Origin of the sequence: Halomonas daqiaonensis (assembly GCF_900109725.1) — a bacterium.
Classification (GTDB): Bacteria; Pseudomonadota; Gammaproteobacteria; order Pseudomonadales; family Halomonadaceae; genus Halomonas; species Halomonas daqiaonensis.
In genome coordinates this window covers 31,149-51,910 of the sequence record NZ_FOBC01000025.1, presented here as the reverse complement: position 1 = coordinate 51,910, position 20,762 = coordinate 31,149, and the positions used below count along the sequence as shown (strand labels likewise).

Sequence of the window (20,762 nt, the reverse complement as noted above, 5' to 3'; positions counted from 1 at the left end):
AAGCGCGGGATCATGGCCTTGAGGTCATAGCGCCGATTGAACCGATACTCGAACTCGGCCAGGTAGCGTGGGGCATGCTGCCCGCGGATGGCATGGTAAGTGCCGGTGATGGCGTTCTTGACGTTGCCCAGCAGGGTGTTGACCCAGTTGAACTCGGGGTTCTCCACACTGGCACGCCCACCCCCGGTGATGTGGCAGTCATGGACGTAGAGGGGGGTGTCGAAGGCTCGGAAACACCCGAGGCCATCGCTGATGACCTGGCTCCCGGGGACAATGGCCTGTTGGGCGTAGCGTCGGATCTCGGTGAGGGTGAAGCCGCTCACCCGGCGAAGCTGAACACGCAGTGGGTGGCCTTCCGCATCGGTTTGTACGGCCGCCAGGAACGGGAACTTGTGCTCAGCGCCGCGCCCGCGCTTTCCCGGCCGTTCCCCGCCCAGGTAGGCATCATCCAGCTCGATGCGTCCGGAGAGCTTCTCTCCCTGGTTGCGCTCGTGCATGACCTGCAGCAGCTTGTGCTTGAGCTTCCAGGCGGTGTTGTAGCTGACGCCGAGCTCCCGGGACAGCTGCAGCGCTGAGATGCCGCTCTTGCGCTGGGTCAGCAGATAGATGGCCAGAAACCAGGTCGTCAACGGCAGGTGCGTGGCATGGAAGATGGTGCCGGCGGTCAGCGAGGTCTGATGATGGCAGCGATGGCACTGGTAGAGCCCCCGCGACAGCCGGCAGCCCGTGGTGTTGCCACAGTCGGGGCAGACGAACCCCCTGGGCCAACGATGCCGGAAGAGGGCTGCCTGGCATTGCGCTTCCGTGCCGTACTGCTCGAGAAACGCCGGCAACGACAGGCCGGCCTGGAACTGGATAGGATTGCGTGCCATGACGCCACCTCCTCTACTGGACATAACCTCAGTATAGGTCAGGCTGACGGTATGGTGGCTGATAAACATGAGTAATCAGGAATAGTTTTAGCCGGCGATGTACAATTTCTCAGTTGGACACTTTCGTTACCTGAGGATCATTATATAGCCGCTCTTAGCTGCTTGTAGAATGTTAGTATGCGCCGATATATTATGTGTCTTCCGCTGGCGACACAAAGCGGCCAGTCAGACAAAGGCGGCAGATATTCTCATAGGTATTAGGTCGCAATACCTTGTGGAGGTTGGTGTGATCGATGTCGCTATTTTGCGCGAACTACGGGAGGAGGTTGAAGACATCCTCTCCAGTGTTACCGAAAATGCTCTCTATTCACATTTCTCGTTCATGCGGAAAATGCCCGAGGCTAAGGGGCAATTTTGGGAATACGAACTTGTGTTTTGGACTGAAGACGATGATTTTCGATCCTTCCCTTGCGGGTGTTTCGTTGGTCCAGGAACCTTCCGCAACGTCTCAGTTGATATAAACACATTCTTTGATAACAATGATAAGCTGTTAGCGGAGTTTATAGATTCAATCCAGTCTGGTTTCTTTCAAGAACTGGCTCCTGTATTAAATCGTATTGAGGGTGAGCTCAATCATGATAGGGAGTTAAGAAAGGATGGCAGTGGAGTCGCACTCAATTTGTGTTCATACGTGACGACAGATGATGCATGGATCCGTGGAGTCTGTGATGAATATATATTAATTGCCCACCTAAGCGAAGAGCGAGTCGGTGAGCTTGAAATAGGATGTCAGCAGAATGAACGTTACCGCATTAAAGTAAAATCGGACATGGGGGATACGTATTTTTACGTGCCTTTCGATAAGGTGAAATGCTTCAAGAACCATGAGCGTGTTGAGGGGGTGCGAAATACTCCCTACAGAAAGTACCAGGTCGCGCTATCCTTCGCTGGTGAGAATCGTGATTACGTCTCGGAGGTAGCCCGTATCCTCCGCCAGAAAAGGGTGCGCGTGTTCTATGACGAGTATGAAACAGCGTCACTATGGGGTAAGGATTTGTATGCACACCTTGATGACGTTTATCGCAAACAAGCTCAGTATTGTGTTGTCTTTCTCTCTCAGCACTATGCCAAGAAGTTGTGGACGAACCATGAGCGCGAGAGTGCTCAAGCGCGAGCATTTGATGAGCAAAACGAGTACATACTACCTGTCAAACTTGATGAGATCGAGATTCCAGGGATTAGGCCGACACTTGGATATGTGGAAAAAACGCCCCCTGAAAAGCTTGCAGACTTGATATTCAGGAAAATTAATGGGTTCTGTGAGGATTAGTTCTCTTTAAAGCTTGGGCTTAAAAAGCGTATCGAGTGTGTTCATGGAAGGCTGAATGCCAGAAATGGGAGTCGGATTTTTCCATGTCTATATGCGACAACGAAAAAACAGCGTGATCTAATTGTCCGCTCATGGCCGAAGTCAGCTTCCCAGCGGACCGTGACGGGCCTGATTTATCTGAGAAAATCGTGGGCGTGGGTGTCCTGGTTTTCGGTTTCCTGGAGAATGAGCTGAACGGTCTCTTCGGGCCGATCCCACATCGGGAAATGACCGCATTTGCCGAACCAGTGCAGCCTGGCGGATGGAAAGGCCTCTTTCGCTCTGGCGGCCTGGCGGGGCAGGCACAGGCGATCCTGGCGTCCCCACCCGATCACGACGGAGCGGGATGCCTCTGACGCCGGTCCCTCCTGTGCCGGCGCCGTGGCGAGGTCGCGCACCAGCGCATTGAAGGTCTTCGTCGCGGCAAAGCTCTTCAGTTCCGTTGCCACAATATCGCCGTCCAGCTTCCAGGGCCGTGCCGAGAGCTGCGCCAGGAGCATGCTGCGGGTCGCGGCAGACCGGGAGAGGGCTGGCAGTGCTGGACCAAGGCCGCGAAGGAGCCGAATCGACGCTGTAAGCGTGGCGCGGAAATACTTTCTTTCCCAGCCTTGCCAGAAGCCGCCCGGATCGAGGGCGACCGTCGCGCCGACCTTGCCGCGGCGCGCCATCTCGAGCACAATCCTTGCGCCGAGCGAGCTGCCGACGATGTCGATGCCGTCAAGGCCCTGTTCGGTGATGAAGGCATCGACGCTGTCGGCGAGCCCCTTAAACGTACCGCTGTCGGCAGCTGCCGGCGTTTCGCCATGCCCCGGCAGGTCCAGGGCCACAACCTCGCGCGCCTCGGAAAGCGCAGGAAGGATCGTGGTCCAGGATCGCCACGAGCCGCCGAGGCCGTGCACGAGAAGAAGTGGCGGGCCTGCGCCCTGTCGAATGAAATTCAGCATCGGTGTCTTTCTCGGTCCCAAGCTCTCTGCAGCGAATTATCCCCTCGACCATGATCCCAGTCCTGACGACAACATGCGAGCCAACACTTCGATCCTCACGCGAGACGCCAGCCCAGAGCACAGGAAGTATAAGCGCTCAATTCCCTGCTTTCCAGAAGCATCCGGTGTTGCTCCGGACCTGCGTTTGACCCCCAATTTCGGCCTCCTGGAGCCGGGTTACTCCGAAGTCTGCCCCGCCTCATTAGCGGCAGATCTCGGCCAACAATGGATGAAGGGTGTATCTTGAGCATAATAGCTGGGGATGGAAAGCGGTTTCAGCTGTTAGAGCTGCTTTTAAGTAAGTTTCAAAAAATATAACAAGGGGCTGCTGTCGGAAAATTTACCTCAGAACGGAGCTTCATAGATCAGGAAAATATTAATGGCCGCTCTTGGCCGGATAGCGACGGCCTAGAGGCTAAGCCGTCGCTAGCTACGGTTAGACCTCCGTCTGCTCAGCCATGGTTAACGCGTCATCCACCTCAATCCCAAGGTATCTCACAGTGCTTTCGAGTTTCGTATGGCCTAAGAGAAGTTGAACGGCTCTCAGGTTTTTTGTCCGGCGGTATATTAACGTTGCCTTGGTGCGTCGCAACGTGTGAGTACCGTAAGCGGAGGGCTCCAGGCCAATAGCGGTTACCCATGATTTAACAATGCGCGCGTACTGTCGCGTAGATAAGTGACACGAACCGTTCAGGCGACTTGGGAACAAATAGTCATCGTTACGGAGGTGTGCGAGCTGCATCCACTCTTCTAGGACAGTGCGAGTTTGCTCGGTTATTTCAAACTGTACCGGTCTCATTGTTTTCTGCTGCGTGACTATGGCCCTTGTAGAGACACGATCACCATGGGCTACATCGCGGATCTGCAACTTGACCAGATCGCAGGCTCTCAGCTTGCTATCGATCGCCAGCTCGAATAACGCCAGATCTCGTATCTTCCCAGCAAGCTGCAGTCTGACACGAATGGCCCAGATGTCTTTGAGACGAAGCGGTGTTTTCTGACCTACCAGCTTGCCTTTATTCCAAGGCTCCCGAGCAGCGTTTGTTGAACGATTCATGATATGGACCTCCACTGTTGGATGTATAGGATGGTCCAGTGCATGTGCCGCGTGGGCTCAGTGTTGTATGAAAAAGTCGACATGTAGTCTCCGGTCTGTGCAAGCCAGGCATACCCTGGTGCGAAAGCCACTGCCGAAACTCGCTGCCGAAATGAAGCAGGCCCCGCCCGGTGACACCGGGCGGGGCCTGTCGCTTCCAAGGTGTTTTAGGCCGGCCTGATCAGGCCGCCCCGATCATCTTGCGCAGCACATAGTGGAGGATGCCGCCGTGGCGGTAGTACTCCAGCTCGTTGGCGGTATCGATGCGGCACAGCGCCTCGAGCGTCTTCTCGCCCTTGTCGGAGGCGATCGTCACCTTGACCTTGCCCCCCGGGGTGAGCTCACCGAGCCCCTCGATGGAGACCGTCTCGTCGCCGGTCAGGCCCAGGGTCTTGCGGCTCTCGCCCTCCGGGAACTGCAGCGGGACCACGCCCATGCCGATCAGGTTGGAGCGGTGGATGCGCTCGTAGGACTCGGCCAGCACCGCCCGCACGCCGAGCAGGCGGGTGCCCTTGGCGGCCCAGTCGCGGGAGGAGCCGGTGCCGTACTCCTTGCCGGCGATCACCACCAGCGGCGTGCCCTCCTGCTGGTACGTCATGGCGGCGTCGTAGATCGCCATCTGCTCGCCGGAGGGCACGTGGCGGGTCTCGCCGCCGACCACGCCATCGAGCATCTCGTTCTTGATGCGCACGTTGGCGAAGGTGCCGCGCATCATCACCTCGTGGTTGCCGCGCCGCGAGCCGTAGGAGTTGAAGTCCACCGGCTTCACGCCACGCTCCTGCAGGTAGCGCCCGGCGGGGCTGTCGGGCTTGATGGCCCCGGCCGGCGAGATATGGTCGGTGGTCACGGAGTCGCCCAGCATGGCCAGTACCCGGGCGTCCTTGACGTCCTCGATGGCGGGAGGCGTGCGCCCCATGCCCTCGAAGAAGGGCGGATGCTGGATGTAGGTGGAGTCCTTCGACCACTGGTAGACCTTGCTCTGCGGCACCTCGATGGCCTTCCAGGTCTCGTCGCCGTCGAACACCTCGGCATACTCCTTGCGGAACATCTCGGTGTTGACCTGCTCCACGGCCTCGGCGATCTCCGCCTGGCTGGGCCAGATGTCCTTGAGAAAGACCGGCTGGCCGTGATGGTCGGTGCCTAGGGGGTCACGGCTCAGGTCGAGCTGGACGTTGCCGGCCAGGGCATAGGCCACCACCAGCGGCGGCGAGGCGAGCCAGTTGGTCTTGACCAGCGGGTGCACCCGGCCCTCGAAGTTGCGGTTGCCCGAGAGCACCGAGGCCACGGTCAGGTCGCCCTCCTCGATGGCTTCCTCGATCGGGCCTGCCAGGGGGCCGGAGTTGCCGATGCAGGTGGTGCAGCCGTAGCCGACCAGGTTGAAGCCCAGAGCATTGAGGTCATCCTGCACGCCGCCGGCGACCAGGTAGTCGGTGACCACCTTGGAGCCCGGCGCCAGGGAGGTCTTCACCCAGGGCTTGGTGTGCAGGCCCTTCTCGCGGGCCTTCCGGGCCAGCAGGCCGGCGGCCATCATCACGCTGGGGTTGGAGGTGTTGGTGCAGGAGGTGATGGCGGCGATCACCACGGCTCCCGGGTTCAGCCGGAAGGCCTCGCCGTCGAGGTCCACCTCCTGGCTGTCGTGGTGCTCGTAGCTCTCCTCGACGCCCACGGCGGTCTGGCCGCCCTCGGACATCAGCTTGCCCTTCTCGGTGGTGGAGAGCGGCTTGCCGTCGTCCTCCATCACCTTGGCGAAGGCCGTCTTCATGTCCTTGAGCGCCACCCGGTCCTGGGGCCGCTTGGGGCCGGCCAGGCTGGCCTCGACCTCGGTCATGTCCAGCGCCAGGGTGTCGCTGAAGATGGGCTCGTCGCCGGGCTCGCGCCACAGCCCCTGGGCCTTGCTGTAGGCCTCGACCAGCGCCAGCTTGGCATCGTCGCGGCCGGTCAGGCGCATGTAGGTCAGCGTCTCGTCGTCCACCGGGAAGAAGCCGCAGGTGGCGCCGTACTCCGGGGCCATGTTGGCGATGGTGGCGCGGTCGGCCAACGGCAGGTCCTTGAGGCCATCGCCGTAGAACTCGACGAACTTGCCCACCACGCCCTTCTTGCGCAGCATCTCGGTGACCGTCAGCACCAGGTCGGTGGCGGTGATGCCCTCGCGCAGCTTGCCGGTAAGCTTGAAGCCCACCACCTCGGGGATCAGCATGGAGACCGGCTGGCCCAGCATGGCCGCCTCGGCCTCGATGCCGCCGACGCCCCAGCCGAGCACGCCCAGGCCGTTGATCATGGTGGTGTGGGAGTCGGTGCCCACCAGGGTGTCCGGGTAGGCCAGGATCCTGCCGTCCTGCTCCTTGGTCCAGACGGTCTTGCCCAGGTACTCGAGGTTGACCTGGTGGCAGATGCCGGTGCCGGGCGGTACCACGCGGAAGTTGTCGAACGCCTGCTGGCCCCAGCGCAGGAACTCGTAGCGCTCGTGGTTGCGCTCCATCTCGATGGCCACGTTATCCTTGAACGCCGTGGGGTTGCCGAACTTGTCGACCATCACCGAGTGGTCGATGACCAGGTCCACCGGCGACAGCGGGTTGATGCGGGCCGGGTCCTCGCCGAGGGACTCCACCGCGGCGCGCATGGAGGCCAGGTCGACGACCCCGGGCACGCCGGTGAAGTCCTGCATCAGCACCCGCGCCGGGCGATAGCCGATCTCGCGGTCGGAGTGGCCCTGCTGCTGCCAGTCGACCAGCGCCTGCATGTCCTCGCGGGAGACGCTCTCGTCATCGGCGAAGCGTAGCTGGTTCTCCAGCAGGATCTTCAGGGTCTTGGGCAGGCGGTCGATGTTGCCCAGCGCGTCGGCGGCCTTCGCCAGGCTGTGGTAGTGGTAGGTCGTGCCGCCGGCGTCCAGCGTCTGCAGGGTATCCGGTAGTGACGAGGTGTTCATGGTGTCTCCTTTCGTTGCGCGGGCCGGCGACGCTAATGGTCGCCGGCCCGCGGTGAACGTGCATGACAGGACTGATTCAGCCAAACAACCAGGGATCAATCAGGCCGCTCGGGTAGGTCAGGGTCAGGAACTCGGCCATGCCAACCAGAAAGACCGTGACCCCAAGCGCCATAACAGCTGCCACCCAAGGCTTGAGCCGGGCAATGGCCAGCAGGAAAACGAGGCAGAACAGCGTGGCCGCAGTAATGAAGCCCAGTAGCAACATGGCACCGATCAGGGCAAAGAAGCCCACCAGCCAGAGGCCTTGCAGACCGATAGCCTGATGCTCCCAACGAGGCCGGCGAATCACACAGCGGATGATCTCCGCTAGACAGGAAAGGGCCAAGATCACGATGGCCAGCCGCGGCATGATGCCACCGATCAAGGTCAGGTCGGCGACATCCACCCAGGCGACGACCGCGGTACCCAGCAGTGCGGCGAAGAGCACCACATCGATGACGCCCAGGGTGGGAGGCTCGGCTTTTTGGGTGGCCGCCGCGCCCACGGAGACCGCTTCCCGGCGCTTGCGCCACGCGGCAGTGATCATGGGAATGAACATGGCGGCGAGGATCAGAGCACCGATGATCAACACGCCGGGGCGCATGAAGGCGTCCGTGCCCTGGAACTGCACTGCCTGGTAAAAGTATCCCTCTGCTCCCGGAGCCAGCACGAAGCCGATCAGGAAGGCGGGACGCGACCAGTTCGCCTGCTTGAACAAGACCCCCAAGATGCCGACCGCCCCCAGAGCAAGCAGGTCTCCCGTGGAACGCGTGGCCTGGAAAGCGGCGAACATGATCAGCACCGTGATCAAGGGGGCCAGCGTGGCGAAGGGGACCCGGGTCAGGCTGGCCACGGGGCGAGCCAGCACCAGGCATAGCGCGGCCCCCAAGATGTTGGCCAGGGCCAGCGACCAGATGATGGTATAGGTCAGGTCGAGGTGAGTCTCGATCATCCCGACGCCGGGCTGCAATCCGAGCAACAACAGTCCACCCAGGAAGACCGCAGCCGTACCCGAGCCGGGCACGCCGAACAACAGGGTCGGGACCATGGCGCCGCAGGCGCAGGCATTATTGGCGGATTCGGGGGCGATCACCCCGCGGATATCCCCCTTACCAAACTGGGACTTGTCCTTGGCACTTTGCACCGCATGGCCATAGGTGAGCCAATCGACCACCGAGCCGGCCAGGCCCGGGATGGTGCCGATCAGGCTGCCGATAGCAGCACAGCGCGCGACGAGACCACGTTGCTCACGAACATCGCGGATGCCTTGCCGCCAGCCCTCGCCGAGCTTGCAAGGCTCTTCGGCGATGGCACCTCGCTTGACCAGCAGATCGACAATCTCCGGGAGTGCGAAGATACCGAGCCCTACCACCACCAGCGGCAGACCATCGTAGAGATAACCGAGCCCGAAGTTCATTCGGAATTCGCCGGTGGCCGGCGCCATGCCGATGGCACCTACCAACAGGCCCAGTCCACAGGCGGCCAGTCCTTTGAAGAGGTCGCGCCCGGAGAGCACAGCCACCATCGACAGGCCGAGCAGGGTCAGCATGAATAGCTCGGAAGAAGAGAACGACAGCACCAGGGGGCGCGCGATCAGGATGAAGCCGGTCAGCACAATGGCACCGATGAGACCCCCGATCATCGAGGACAGGAAAGCGCTGGACAGTGCGCGTGCCGCCTGGCCGCGCTTGGCCAGCGAGAAGCCATCGATGACGGTCGCCTGGGAAGCGCTGGAACCGGGAATACCCAACAGCACCGAGGCAAAGGTATCGCCGGTGGGAATCACGGCAACCAGGCCCATCAGCATGCCAAGGGCGACGGTCGGTTCCATGCCATAGAGGAAGGGCAGCAGCAGCGACATCCCTGCGATGCCCCCGAGGCCGGGTATGATGCCGACCACGAGGCCAACCAGCACGCCCAGGACCATGAAGAGCAGATGGGAGAAGGTAAAAAGCTGTCCCAGACTGGAGAGAAAAATATCGAGCATGGCGTCTGGCTCTTATGTTGTGTGATCAGGGGGAGCTGGGGCTGCCGGCCCCCAAAGGGCCGGCACATCCCTCTGCGCGTTAGATCTTGGCGCCGTGCTCCGACTCCAGCCAATCGGCCAGCCAGTCACGGGTGGCGTCATCGATGGACATGGCATCATCAAGGTGACGCTGTGCAGCATCGCCGATAACCGGCGTGTATGGCCCCAGTTGGGCGGCTGCCGCCTCCTTGAAGGCTTCGGTGCCCACGAAGTCCCGGGCTGTCTGACGATAGGTATCGATCAGGGCTTGCGGGGTGTCCTTGGGGACCATAATCAGCTTTTGCAGGGAATAGCCGGAGGCAAAGAACTTGCGGAACGCCTCGTAGGCGTTACCTGACGGTGCCTCGCCATGCCGAGCCTGATAGACCTCATTGAAGGTAGGCAGCTCAGGGAAAGCAGGGTCACGGACAATCTTTCCTTCGTCGTTCAGCGCGCCAAGCGAGAAGAGCGGCACTGCCTTGCCAGCATCCACCAGCGGCTCAACGTTGCTCAGGTAAGCGGAAGTGGTCTGGAAGTCGATATCGGCTTCGCCACGCTCAAATGCCAGGCGACCCTCACCCCGACTCCGCATGCCGAAGACGGCCTGCACGTCGGCGCCCAGCATGTCCAAGGCGATCAAGACCGGTAACTCAAGGCCAGTGGGGTTCTGCGCTGCCAGTTTGACCGGCTGTTGCAGCAGGGCGTCCAGCGCTTTATCGGCCGTTTCACCGAGGCTGGGTTGGGCATAAACCACTCCCCCAGTTGGGGTGGCTAGAATGGGGGTCCAGTCGCTGTAGTCATATCGAACGCGAGGATCGTTGAGCATGGCCGGATACTGTGTTGAGGCCGAGGTCCCTAACCAGTCACTACCATCCGATTTGGCACGCACGGCGAACAGGTTAGCTCCGTTGATGGAGCCGCCACCGGGTACGTTATCGATCATAATGGTCGGCTCCCCCGGTAGAGACTTGCTGAGCCAGGGGGAGAAGAAGCGTGCCCAGACATCCGTACCACCGCCGACACCAAATGGAATGGTCCATTTGATGTTACCTGGCACCTCGACATCCTGAGCCTGAACAGAGCTAGTCAGGCCAAGTCCGGTGATCGCGATCCCGAGCAGCGCGGCGTTCTTAAGCCGACCGAGAGAGAGGTGTGAAACAGCAGTCTTTTGAATCATTATGACGTTACTCCTGATGTGTTGTCGTTGTCATGGTTAGTGATATGGATCCCAGCGGATATGAGGGTTCAGCTGGCCTTTGATGTCAGCATATCCTGACTGGGGGCAGAAGGAAGTGAGTAGAAGATGGTCCCACTCATGATCTTCCTGGCAGTACGGATGAGGGAAACGCGGGCAATGTCGACAGGGTTTCCGTTGCGGTGCTCGACATCCAGCTCGATGAGTCCAGAGGGATGTTCCAGCCTTACCTGTGACAGCTGACCATTGGCCGCCAGTTTTCCCGCCTCAACCGCGATTCGGTTTGCCACGGTGCCAGGCACACTGACGGCCGTGGCCACTGCGATGGCGCCCGTAACGGCAATGGCCTTATGACAGCGGTGAGGCACGAAGTAGCGGGTGCACAGCGTGCTGGTGTCGTTGGACGGTGCCGACACCAACACGGGCTTGGGCAAGACACTCTGGCTAACATCCCCCAGCCCCATTCGACGTCCGGCCTGGCGACGAATCAGCTCCAGCCGCTCGAGCATGGCGGGATGAGCGTCCAACTCCGAGGGAGACTCCCGGCCGCTGAGACCCAGGTCGGCCGCATTGACCATCATGACGGGAGTGGCGGCATCGAGGCAGGTGACCTCGATGCCATCGATCGTGTCGGTGGCTTGCCCTGTCGGCAGCAGCGCGCCCGTCTTGGTACCGATGATATCCAGGAAGCTGAGCTGAATGCCTGCGGCACGCCCTGGTACGCCGCTGATGGTCGTATCGCCCTCGTAGGATACTTGGCGCCCTGGCGTCGGCACGCGACATTCGATCAGGCGCTGGGTATTGAGATTGTGAACGCGGACGACGGTAGTCTCTTCCTGAGGCTCCACTAGGCCCGTCTCGATGGCATACGGCCCCACAGCGGACAGCATGTTGCCGCAGTTCGGGTTGAAGTCGACGCGCCGGTTGAGCACATCGACCTGCGCAAACAGGTAGTCGACATCCGCCTCGGGATGGGAGGAGCGCTCCACGATGGCTACCTTGCTGGTCAGCGGATCCCCCCCTCCAATGCCATCGATCTGGAGAGCGTGGCCCGAACCCATGAGATTAAGCAGGATCTCGGCTTTCGCTGCCTGGCTGTCCGGAAGGTCCCTCATGCGCAGGAAGGGGCCTCGGGAGGTGCCACCTCGCATGATCATGCAGGGAATGCTGTTCATAATCGTCATGCCATATCGCGTCTGAAAGTTGTGATATGAGCATGTCAGGAGGTATTTGATGCTTCAAATGCAAATGAATAGGTATATAAATGTGAATTTCGCATTAATGTGCTAAAGTAATCAATCGTCACTACTCCATGCAAGAGTGAGGATATGCAACATCGGCTAGAATTTCTTGATCTGCAAGCCTTTATTCAGGTTGCAGAGCTGGGCTCCTTCCACGAGGCCGCTCAACGTCTGCACCTCTCTCAGCCGGCACTTTCACGACGCATTCAGAAGCTGGAGGAACTCCTGGAGGTAGAGCTGCTGGAACGAACCACCCGGCGGACGCGGCTGACCCCCATCGGCACGGACTTCCTTCCCCGAGCGAGACGCATGATCGAGGAGTACGAATCGTCGATCCTGGGCATCCGCGAGCTAGCCACGCATCAGAAGGGGACGGTTACCATCGCTTGCATCCCCACCGCGGCCTTCTATTTTCTGCCTAGTGTGATCCGTGGCTTCAGCGAGGCATGGCCGGGGATCCGCATCAGGATCCTCGATGTCAGTGCCAAGGAAGGTCTGGAAAAGGTGATCAGCGGAGAGGCCGACTTCGGTATCAACATGTTCAGCGCCCAGAGTCCGGAAGTCTCCTTCACACCACTATTACGAGATCCCTTTGTTCTGGCACTCCGTTCCGACCACCCTCTTGCGGATAAAGGTCGCATCGAGTGGTCGGATCTCGAACAGGTCAGGTTGATCACCGTGAGCCGAGACAGTGGCAACCGGATGCTGCTGGACAATACCCTCTCGTCTGAGGGCATCCGTTTGAATAGTTTCTACGAAGTCCAGCACTTGTCCACCTCCCTTGGCCTTGTCGAATCTGGTCTCGGAGTGGCGATCCTACCTAAAATGACAATGCCCGGCCCCGATCATGACACCCTGTGTTCACGTGAGCTGCCTGAACCACGTATTCAGCGCACCATCGGCCTGGTAAGAAGTAATTCGCACAGTATTTCCAGCACCGCCCAGCTGTTTATCGAAATGCTCCTCGAACATTGGGGAAGTTCCATATGCCCTTGAAAGATTCTGGGTATAAAAGTGATAGTTAATATCCGACTAGAGAATATGTCGGCTAAAGAATTTTGCTATATCTTAACTCACTGCATGTCCGCTCATGGCCGAAACGAGATATTTCTAGTACCCTGAGCTTGAAAGTACTGATTAAATGTGCGTAGCACGGTAGGGGTGATGTCTGCACGCTTAATCATTCTTATAGGTCGTTCATCCCTTGGATGACTGGTTTTAAAAAAGGTTCTTCGTCGTTTCATGTGGATTTTGCCTGATCAACCAGGCGTCCCACGGGGCTGCCAATCAGGTAAATCATCGCGATGAAGTTGGCCTCGTTCCGGTAGCCGCGTGCGCGTGATCGGGCCGCCTGGAAGAGACCGTTCATGCCCTCCAGACGGGCGTTTGTCAGGCTGGAAATCCAGCGCCTTACCACCTGCTCTGCGTGGCGCTCCAGCGTCGTCAAGGCCTTCGCCATCGGCGTGAGTAGTGGCTGATCGGTGACTGCCCCGCGCATGACCTTGAGGTAGTTCGTGATACGCCACCGGACGGCGCGCGGCGTCGGCGCCTTCTGAATCCAGCGCAGCTTTTCCTTGATGACCCAGGCATCGCCGGTGGCCCCCTGATCGGCCACCAACTCCTGGAGGGCGGTGATCTGGTTGGCCGTCAGGTTGCCGTTATCCAGGTTCTTCAAGACCGCCCACCGGAGGGCTTTGGGGTGCCCCTTCTCACGCCGTTCTTTCTTTCGAACCTCGTCCAGCGCCTTGGTGAAGGTCTGCACGATATGGAACCAGTCGACCGTCACCTCGGCATTGGGGAGGTTCTCGGCAACGCCGCTCAGGAAGGCCTGAGACATGTCGCAGACCACCTCGACCACGTTGTCCGGGTCGCCGCCATGCTCCGCCAGGAAGGCGCTGAAGGCCGTGATGGTGGCCTTGCCATGCCCCGGCACAGCGAAGATCACCGGCTCCTGCTTGCGCTGCATGTCGAGGAACACCGTGACGTAGCGCTGGCCGCGCCGGGAGGCCGTTTCATCCACCCCGACAGTGGCCACGCTGGACAGATCCAGCTCACCCAGCATGCGGCCCACGTAATGGTGCACGATGCGCCACAGGCGCTTGTCAGAGATCTCCAACTGCCGGGAGACCGCCAGCACCGGCATCTCCTTGACCAGCGACATGGCGGCCTGCTCGAACAACAGGGTGAAGTCGCTGCCCGGCCGCGCCCAAGGGACCTCGATGCGCTTGACGCCATGTTCGGGACACTTGGTGCGGGGTAAGCGGGCGTGTAGGTAGCAGTGGTGCTGAAAGAAGTTCAGATGCCGCCACGTCTTGTCGGCAAAGTCATGGGCCGGGCAGGCCTCGCCGCACTCCGGGCAGGGGTAGAGGCTGCCGCGCTCGGCCTCGACATAGAGATCCAGACGGTGGGGTGACACGGAGGTATCCAGGTGCTGGTCCTTGAGAATCCAGGGTGCTTCCAAGCCCAGGCCGAGGGTCAGAATTTGGGTACCGTCCATGCCATACCTCCTGTCCATTGGAGGTCATATCCTGGCCCAGCTCAGGGGGCGAATTCCACACCCAACGACGAAGAGCCTTAAAAAAGAGGTTTGCTATGGCTGTCAAGCACACACCTACAGGAGTGGTTCATAAGGGAACCAAAGGTGGTACTACTGGTTGCGGATTTAATACGCGGGAGAATGCTGATCATTGGGTTTCATCCTCTCAACGAATAACTTGCGACAAGAACGAATGTAAAAACTAGGGAAGCAATAAGTGCAATCCCACTCGGCTTGTAGTTATGAGGGCTGAGTGGGTATCAGACACCTAGCCAGCGAACGAATAGAGGCTATTTACGGCAAGTTTTCATATTAGAGATTTCCAAATGTCAGTTTCTGGCCGAATGGTGAAGTTTAGGCTACTCTAATTCTGATGACTAAATATGGTTGAGCCAGCAGGGTAATATCTTTTACATGGATGGTGGAGGACTGAATGGCCGAAAATGGAAACAGTAAACTAGCTGTGCTAATTGATGCGGATAATGCACAGGCATCTGTTTGTGCTGAGTTGCTTGCGGAAATCTCCAAGCTTGGTGTGGCTAGCGTTAAGAGAGCATATGGGGATTGGACGACAACAAACTTAAAAGGGTGGAAGTCGCATTTGCATAAGCATGCTATCCAGCCCGTTCAACAGTTTAGTTATACCCAAGGAAAAAACGCAACAGATTCATCGTTGATTATTGATGCAATGGATTTGCTTCATGAAGATAGGCTTGATGGCTTCTGCCTGGTTTCCTCAGATAGCGATTTCACGCGATTGGCCAATAGGGTACGCGAGAGTGGGTTGGTCGTGTATGGGTTTGGGGAAAAGAAAACACCAGAACCCTTTGTGTCCGCTTGTGATAAATTTGTATTTACTGAAATTCTACGGAAACTTGAAGAATCTGATAAGGCGGATGAATCCAATAACCGAGACCTAAAGGTGATTATAACATCGGCTATTGAAGCGGTATCTAAGGATGATGGCTGGGCACCTTTGTCGGCGGTTGGAAGCTATATTAATAAAAACATCCCATCATTTGACCCCCGGAATTACGGATACGACAAGCTCGGGAAATTGGTTAGATCATTGAGTTACCTTGAAGTAGAAGAAAGGACTTTTGGAGAGGGTTCGATGAATGCCCATATTTATATTAGGGATAAATCTGTGTAACGAAGATATGAAATGGTAAAGTTGCTTGTGCTGAATTATATTGGCAACAGCTGAATGGCTGCTTCTGGCCGGAAGCTGAGCTTCGGGCTATGCTGATAAAGCCTGATGCGGCAGCTGACGAGCCAAAGTGGGCTGTGCGGGAAAGTAAGAATTTTAAGGTCGATATAAAAGTATATGGTTTGTTGTGTTCATGGCCAAGGGGGGTATGGATGTCCAAAATAGAATGTGAAGTTGATTACACTACTGATTTTGATGATGATGGGGTCGAGGTGGATTGTGTGGTTGTAACATGTTCGCGGTGTGGACACGAAACCATGAGTTGGGGAGATGGATCTGCAAGCATTAAGCGATGCTTCGCTGTTATGAACGAGGAATGCCCAAATAGTGAAAATAATTTTTATGTTGAGGGGTAATTTTTTAGTTTAGTGCATACAAGATGCGTTGTCAGCAGTGCTTAATTTATTGCGTACTGACGCCAACGCTGGGGCATAATTTGTAATTTTTAAGGGTTCCTGTATGGCGTTAAATCAAAACTACCATGTTCTATGGTTCGAGAGTTTTCGTCTGTCTACCATCAGTGGGCACAAAGATCCTATACAGTTGAGGTTGGTTGCGGGGCAGAAAGTCCCTAAAGAAATAGGTTTGGAATGTAATCGACGAAAGATAGATCCATTTGATTTGTTGACTGAGTGCAGCAAGAATTACTTTTATAAATATCCCGTTGGCACAAAATTTAAATTAAAAGCTAAGCTAACGGATCGCCAGGGTTGTGGTATGTTTTTCTACAGTTATTTTGGTTGGGCGCCTTATGAAACTGTCAAACCAGCTTGATTCTGATATCTGAATTCACTTTTCAGTGAAAAAAAAGCCGCTAGGCTTCGCCACCCGTTTTTTTCAGCATTACATCAGCCCTTTCTGAAAGACCGCTTCTGGCCGAAAGAGGAATATTAGTCTATGCTGATGGAAGGCGTTTTTCAGCCGGCAACCCATCGCGGACGTCGGGCGGCTGGCATCCTCCGTCTTTTCGTCGATTTTTGCCTGGTCTGACCTTCGCTCGCCGACTTTTCGACAAACCCAAGCCATCCTGAACTTCTCCGCTATCTGAGCCCATCGGGACACTCGGATGGTTGTGACAATCGCACGCACCGAAGCTGAGAAAGTAATCGTCATCTGGCGAAATGTCGATGTCGAAGAAGGTTCAAATGTTTCGTGAGCGAAAGAAGGGTTATTCTTCCGATCCTCCCGATCTCTGCCGTTCGAGAAGTGGCATGAACGTACGCAGCGAGGCTTCGCAACTGACTATCGCAATCTCCGTTGCCACCCTGTCAGCGCTCCGAGAGAGTGTTTGATTCAGAACCTTGTTTTGGTTGAGTGAGTAAACGATCTGGAAGAAGAGCTAGAGCAATATCAGCCGAGGTTCTTTGGAAGACGCTTATTTCATAAGTCCGGATTGTTACAGAGATTTACCAAAGGTTTTGGGTTACTTTCTGGATTTTCCAAGCCGCCTATCATAGGTTATTCGGGGTGGAGCCACCATCGAGAAGGAAAGTGCAATGCTGAAAACGTTGGAAGCGGGTTTACAGGCCTGGATGTTGCCGGGCATTTTGGCATTGCTTGCCGTGATAGCCAGTTACACCCTCTACCGGCTGACGCTAGCGGTGATCCAGCACTTTTCGAAACAGCGAACCGTCCCCCGGCTGTTTTTGGACGCGGCTGCCAAGGCGCTGGGCTTGGTCACCAGCCTCCTGGTCCTCAGGGCTTTGCTCAATGGCGCTCCGGATGACCTGCCGCTCTTGTCGCCGGTAAAACAGTTGGTCACATTGCTACTGATTCTGTCACTGACGTGGGCAGCGGTTCGCCTGACCTCAGTCATTGGCGACGTTATCGTGTTGCTGAATCCGGTATTGGAAGGACAGTGGAAACGGGCCCGCAAAGTAGAGACACAGACACGCTTCCTGGTGCGTTGCCTGAATGTCCTCGTTATCATCGTGGGCATTGGTGCCGCGCTGATGACCTTCGAGCCGGTACAGAAAGTGGGCGCCAGTCTGCTGGCGTCCGCAGGTGTTGGCGGCATTGTCCTGGGTTTTGCTGCACGGCCGGTACTCAGTAACCTGTTGTCGGGCATTCAGATTGCGCTCACCCAGCCGTTCCGCATTGATGATGTGCTGATCGTGCAGGGCGAGTGGTGCTGGGTCGAGGAAGTGACTGCAACCTATGTAGTCCTGCGGGTGTGGGACCAGCGTCGGCTTATAGTACCGTTGCAGTGGTTTATCGAGAACCCTTTCCAGAATTGGTCGCGGAATACGGCGGATTTGCAGGGCACGGTCTTTATCTGGGTTGATTACACCATGCCCATCGAGCCACTGCGCCAGGAGTTCTCGCGCTTGCTGGATACGATGAAGCAGTGGGATGGCAAGGTGGCGACTGTTCAGGTTACCGAATCCAATGATCAGGCGCTACAGGTCCGCTTCCTTATGAGTGCACCTAACTCCAACCAGAACTGGGATCTGCGATGCGCTATCCGTGAGGGGATGGTGACGTTCATACAGAAGCATTACCCCTCGCAACTGCCCCGCCTTCGTGCGCGATTGGTGGATACGACTCCGGAGTTTGAGGGCAACGCCAAACAATCTGGCCGACCTCCAAAGAAATCCGCCTGAGGTATCTGGGCTTGGAAGTCGATTGCAACCTGATCCGGCGCTATTTTGATATATCTATATGTGCATACTGATGTATTTATCTGTAGCAGCTTGCATTCCATGATATTGAAAAATTTGCGTTATCCAGCCGCAATCTGGTGAGGCCGCTCGTCGTCTCACGGCGTTGAAGCAAGACCCGGTGGGTCGGATCTTGCGGTCAGTTTTCAACGCCTGGGTCGTCGACACTCGTGGTAGTGGCAGGTCCGTTCACCTTTCGACTAGCTTGAAGTCTACCGGCTGATCGAGCCGAGCCCGAAGGCAGGGAGGTAGGGCTCGGCCGAGGACATCGGCCCGGAAGCAGTTCGAGAGTGAGATCGGCAAGGTGGCCATCCGAAGCCGCTGTCGCCGCGAATGCACGCGAGTGAGGTCAAGCACATGGCAGACGATTTGCGCGACAGCGCACTGCAATACCATCGATTCCCCCGCCCCGGTAAGCTGGCGATCCAGGCGATCAAGCCCATGGCCAGCCAGCGCGATCTGTCGCTGGCCTATTCGCCCGGGGTGGCCGCGGCCTGCGAAGAGATCGAGCGTGACCCCCTGAATGCGGCCGAGTACACCGCCCGCGGCAATCTGGTGGCCGTGGTCAGTAATGGCACGGCGGTGCTGGGGCTGGGGGCCATCGGCGCGCTGGCCTCCAAGCCGGTCATGGAAGGCAAGGCCGTGCTGTTCAAGAAATTCGCCGATGTGGACGTGTTCGATATCGAGATCGAGGAGCGCGACCCGGACAAGTTCATCGAGATCGTCGCCGGTCTGGAGGCCACCTTCGGCGGCATCAATCTGGAAGACATCAAGGCGCCGGAATGCTTCGAGATCGAGCGGCGCCTGCGCGAGCGGATGGATATTCCGGTCTTCCACGATGACCAGCACGGTACCGCTATCGTCACGGCGGCCGCGCTGCTCAATGGCCTGCGGGTGGTGGGCAAGTATCTCGCCGATATTCGTCTCGTGTGCAACGGCGCGGGCTCCGCGGCCCTGGCCTGCCTGGATCTCGCGGTGGCCCTGGGGGTTCGCAAGGAGAACATCCTGGTCTGCGACCGCAGTGGCGTGATCCACACCGAGCGTGCCGGAGGCCTGGACCAGTACAAGGCACGCTATGCGGTCGAGACCGAGGCCCGCACCCTGGCCGACGCCGTCAACGGGGCCGACGTCTTCTTCGGCCTCTCTAGCGGGGGCTCGCTCAAGGCGGAGATGGTGGCGACCATGGCCGATCGTCCCTTGATCCTGGCCATGGCCAATCCCACCCCTGAAATCATGCCGGAGGAGGCCAAGGCGGTACGCCCGGATGCGGTGATCGCCACCGGGCGCTCGGACTACCCCAACCAGGTCAACAACGTCCTGTGTTTCCCGTTCATCTTCCGAGGCGCGCTGGATTGCGGCGCCACCACCATCAACGAGGAGATGAAACTGGCCACCGTCATGGCCATCGCCGACATGGCGACCACCACGGTGCCGGAAACGGTGGCGGTGGCCTATGGCGGGCAGGCGATGACCTTCGGCCCGGAGTACATCCTGCCCAAGCCCTTCGACCCGCGGCTGATCGACACCATCCCGCCGGCGGTGGCCAAGGCCGCCATGGACACCGGCGTGGCCGCACGACCCATCGAGGACCTGGAGGCGTATGCCCGCTCGCTCTCCAAGCTGGTCTATCGCTCCGGCAATGTGATGGAGCCGGTGTTCGAGCGGGCGCGGCAGAATCCCCTCCGCCTGCTGTACGCCGAAGGCGAGGACGAGCGTGTCCTGCGCGCCATGGAGGTCTGCGTCAGTCAGCGCTATGCCAAGCCCGTGCTGATCGGTCGTCGCGCGGTCGTCGAGGCGCGCCTCGAGGAACTGGGGCTGCCGGTGAAGCCGGACGTCGATTTCGAACTGATCGACACCCAGGACTATCCCGGTTACGCCGAACTGGCAGGCGAGTACCACCAACTGATGGGTCGGCGGGGTATTCAACCGGATGCCGCCGAGAAGCGAGTCCGTAGCCGCGCCACCATCCTGGCCTCGCTGCTGCTGCGCCGGGGCGATGTGGACGCCATGATCACCGGCCCGGTGGGGACTTACCGCGAGCACCTGGGCCTGGTGCTGGATGTTATCGGCCTGCGCGAGGGCGTGAGCACGGCCGCGGCCCTGCAACTGCTGATCCTCGAACGGGCCACGCTGTTCATTGCCGATCCCTACGTCAATTACGACCCCGATGCCAGCCAGATCGCCGAGATCACCCTGATGGCCGCGGAGCAGGTCCGCCGTTTCGGCATTACCCCGCGGGCCGCGCTGGTCTCCCACTCGAATTTCGGTAGCGACGACTTCGACAGTGCCAAGAAGATGCGCCAAGCCCTGGCGCTGATTCGCGAACGCGCACCGGATCTGGTGGTGGATGGCGAGATGCAGGCCGACGCGGCACTCTCCATGGGCGTACGCGGGCGCATCCTGCCGGATTCGCTCCTCGAGGGTGAGGCCAACCTCTTGATCATGCCCAATCTGGATGCGGCGAACATCACCTTTTCCGCCCTCAAGGCGCTGGGCAACGGCGTGGCGGTGGGGCCCATCCTGCTGGGGGCCGCCAAGTCGGTTCATGTGCTCAACCGTACGGTTACCGCGCGAGGCATCACCAACATGAGCGCCTTCGCCGTGGTCGAGGCTCAGACCGATCGATAACT

At 58.4% G+C, this 20,762-nt stretch carries 13 protein-coding genes; 5 read left to right on the top strand and 8 right to left on the bottom strand.

The features are described from left to right. Nucleotides 1-872, bottom strand: an 872-nt coding sequence (locus BMY30_RS16040) for an IS1595 family transposase (RefSeq protein WP_089715560.1), incomplete at its 3' end; no start/stop codon positions are given. A 286-nt stretch (nt 873-1,158) separates the two neighbouring features. On the opposite strand from BMY30_RS16040, the gene BMY30_RS16035 reads away from it, so the two are divergent. Further along, on the top strand, nt 1,159-2,202 hold the full coding sequence (locus BMY30_RS16035; RefSeq protein WP_170840172.1) for a toll/interleukin-1 receptor domain-containing protein: 1,044 nt from the start codon (nt 1,159-1,161) through the stop codon (nt 2,200-2,202). A 173-nt stretch (nt 2,203-2,375) separates the two neighbouring features. Here the strand turns inward: BMY30_RS16035 and BMY30_RS16030 are convergent, their stop codons facing one another. The 6 genes from BMY30_RS16030 to BMY30_RS16005 form a co-directional block, all read right to left on the bottom strand. Then, entirely contained in the window at nt 2,376-3,185 is an 810-nt protein-coding gene (locus tag BMY30_RS16030; protein ID WP_089715556.1) for an alpha/beta fold hydrolase, read from the bottom strand. Between the two features lie 475 nt (nt 3,186-3,660). Then, the gene (locus tag BMY30_RS16025) at nt 3,661-4,281 is read right to left on the bottom strand and encodes a tyrosine-type recombinase/integrase (protein WP_089715554.1); all 621 of its coding nucleotides are present in this window, start codon (nt 4,279-4,281) and stop codon (nt 3,661-3,663) included. A gap of 220 nt (nt 4,282-4,501) precedes the next feature. Then, nucleotides 4,502-7,246 (bottom strand): aconitate hydratase AcnA, encoded by a 2,745-nt coding sequence (gene acnA, locus BMY30_RS16020; RefSeq protein ID WP_089715551.1) that lies wholly within the window; start codon nt 7,244-7,246, stop codon nt 4,502-4,504. A gap of 76 nt (nt 7,247-7,322) precedes the next feature. After that, a complete protein-coding gene (locus BMY30_RS16015; protein WP_089715549.1) occupies nt 7,323-9,272 on the bottom strand; it encodes a tripartite tricarboxylate transporter permease in 1,950 nt (649 codons plus the stop codon). 79 nt (nt 9,273-9,351) lie between these two features. Beyond that, nucleotides 9,352-10,467 (bottom strand): type 2 periplasmic-binding domain-containing protein, encoded by a 1,116-nt coding sequence (locus tag BMY30_RS16010; protein ID WP_244516248.1) that lies wholly within the window; start codon nt 10,465-10,467, stop codon nt 9,352-9,354. A gap of 68 nt (nt 10,468-10,535) precedes the next feature. Then, entirely contained in the window at nt 10,536-11,669 is a 1,134-nt protein-coding gene (locus tag BMY30_RS16005; protein ID WP_211607379.1) for a 4-oxalomesaconate tautomerase, read from the bottom strand. 144 nt (nt 11,670-11,813) lie between these two features. Here BMY30_RS16005 and BMY30_RS16000 point away from each other — a divergent pair, with 144 nt between their 5' ends. Beyond that, entirely contained in the window at nt 11,814-12,722 is a 909-nt protein-coding gene (locus BMY30_RS16000) for a LysR family transcriptional regulator (RefSeq protein WP_089715542.1), read from the top strand. 244 nt (nt 12,723-12,966) lie between these two features. Here the strand turns inward: BMY30_RS16000 and BMY30_RS15995 are convergent, their stop codons facing one another. Then, a complete protein-coding gene (locus BMY30_RS15995) occupies nt 12,967-14,223 on the bottom strand; it encodes an ISL3 family transposase (RefSeq protein WP_089715539.1) in 1,257 nt (418 codons plus the stop codon). Between the two features lie 472 nt (nt 14,224-14,695). On the opposite strand from BMY30_RS15995, the gene BMY30_RS15985 reads away from it, so the two are divergent. The 3 genes from BMY30_RS15985 (at nt 14,696) to BMY30_RS18375 (ending at nt 20,760) form a co-directional block, all read left to right on the top strand. Further along, nucleotides 14,696-15,415, top strand: coding sequence for an NYN domain-containing protein (locus tag BMY30_RS15985; RefSeq protein ID WP_089715534.1), 720 nt, complete (start codon nt 14,696-14,698; stop codon nt 15,413-15,415). Between the two features lie 1,553 nt (nt 15,416-16,968). Beyond that, nucleotides 16,969-18,075 carry a mechanosensitive ion channel family protein gene (locus BMY30_RS15975; protein ID WP_089715529.1) on the top strand — a complete coding sequence of 369 codons (1,107 nt, stop codon included), beginning with the start codon at nt 16,969-16,971 and terminating at the stop codon, nt 18,073-18,075. Nucleotides 18,076-18,489: 414 nt separating this feature from the next. Then, nucleotides 18,490-20,760, top strand: a complete 2,271-nt coding sequence (locus BMY30_RS18375; protein ID WP_089715567.1) for an NADP-dependent malic enzyme — start codon at nt 18,490-18,492, stop codon at nt 20,758-20,760. Nucleotides 20,761-20,762 lie beyond the last annotated feature (2 nt).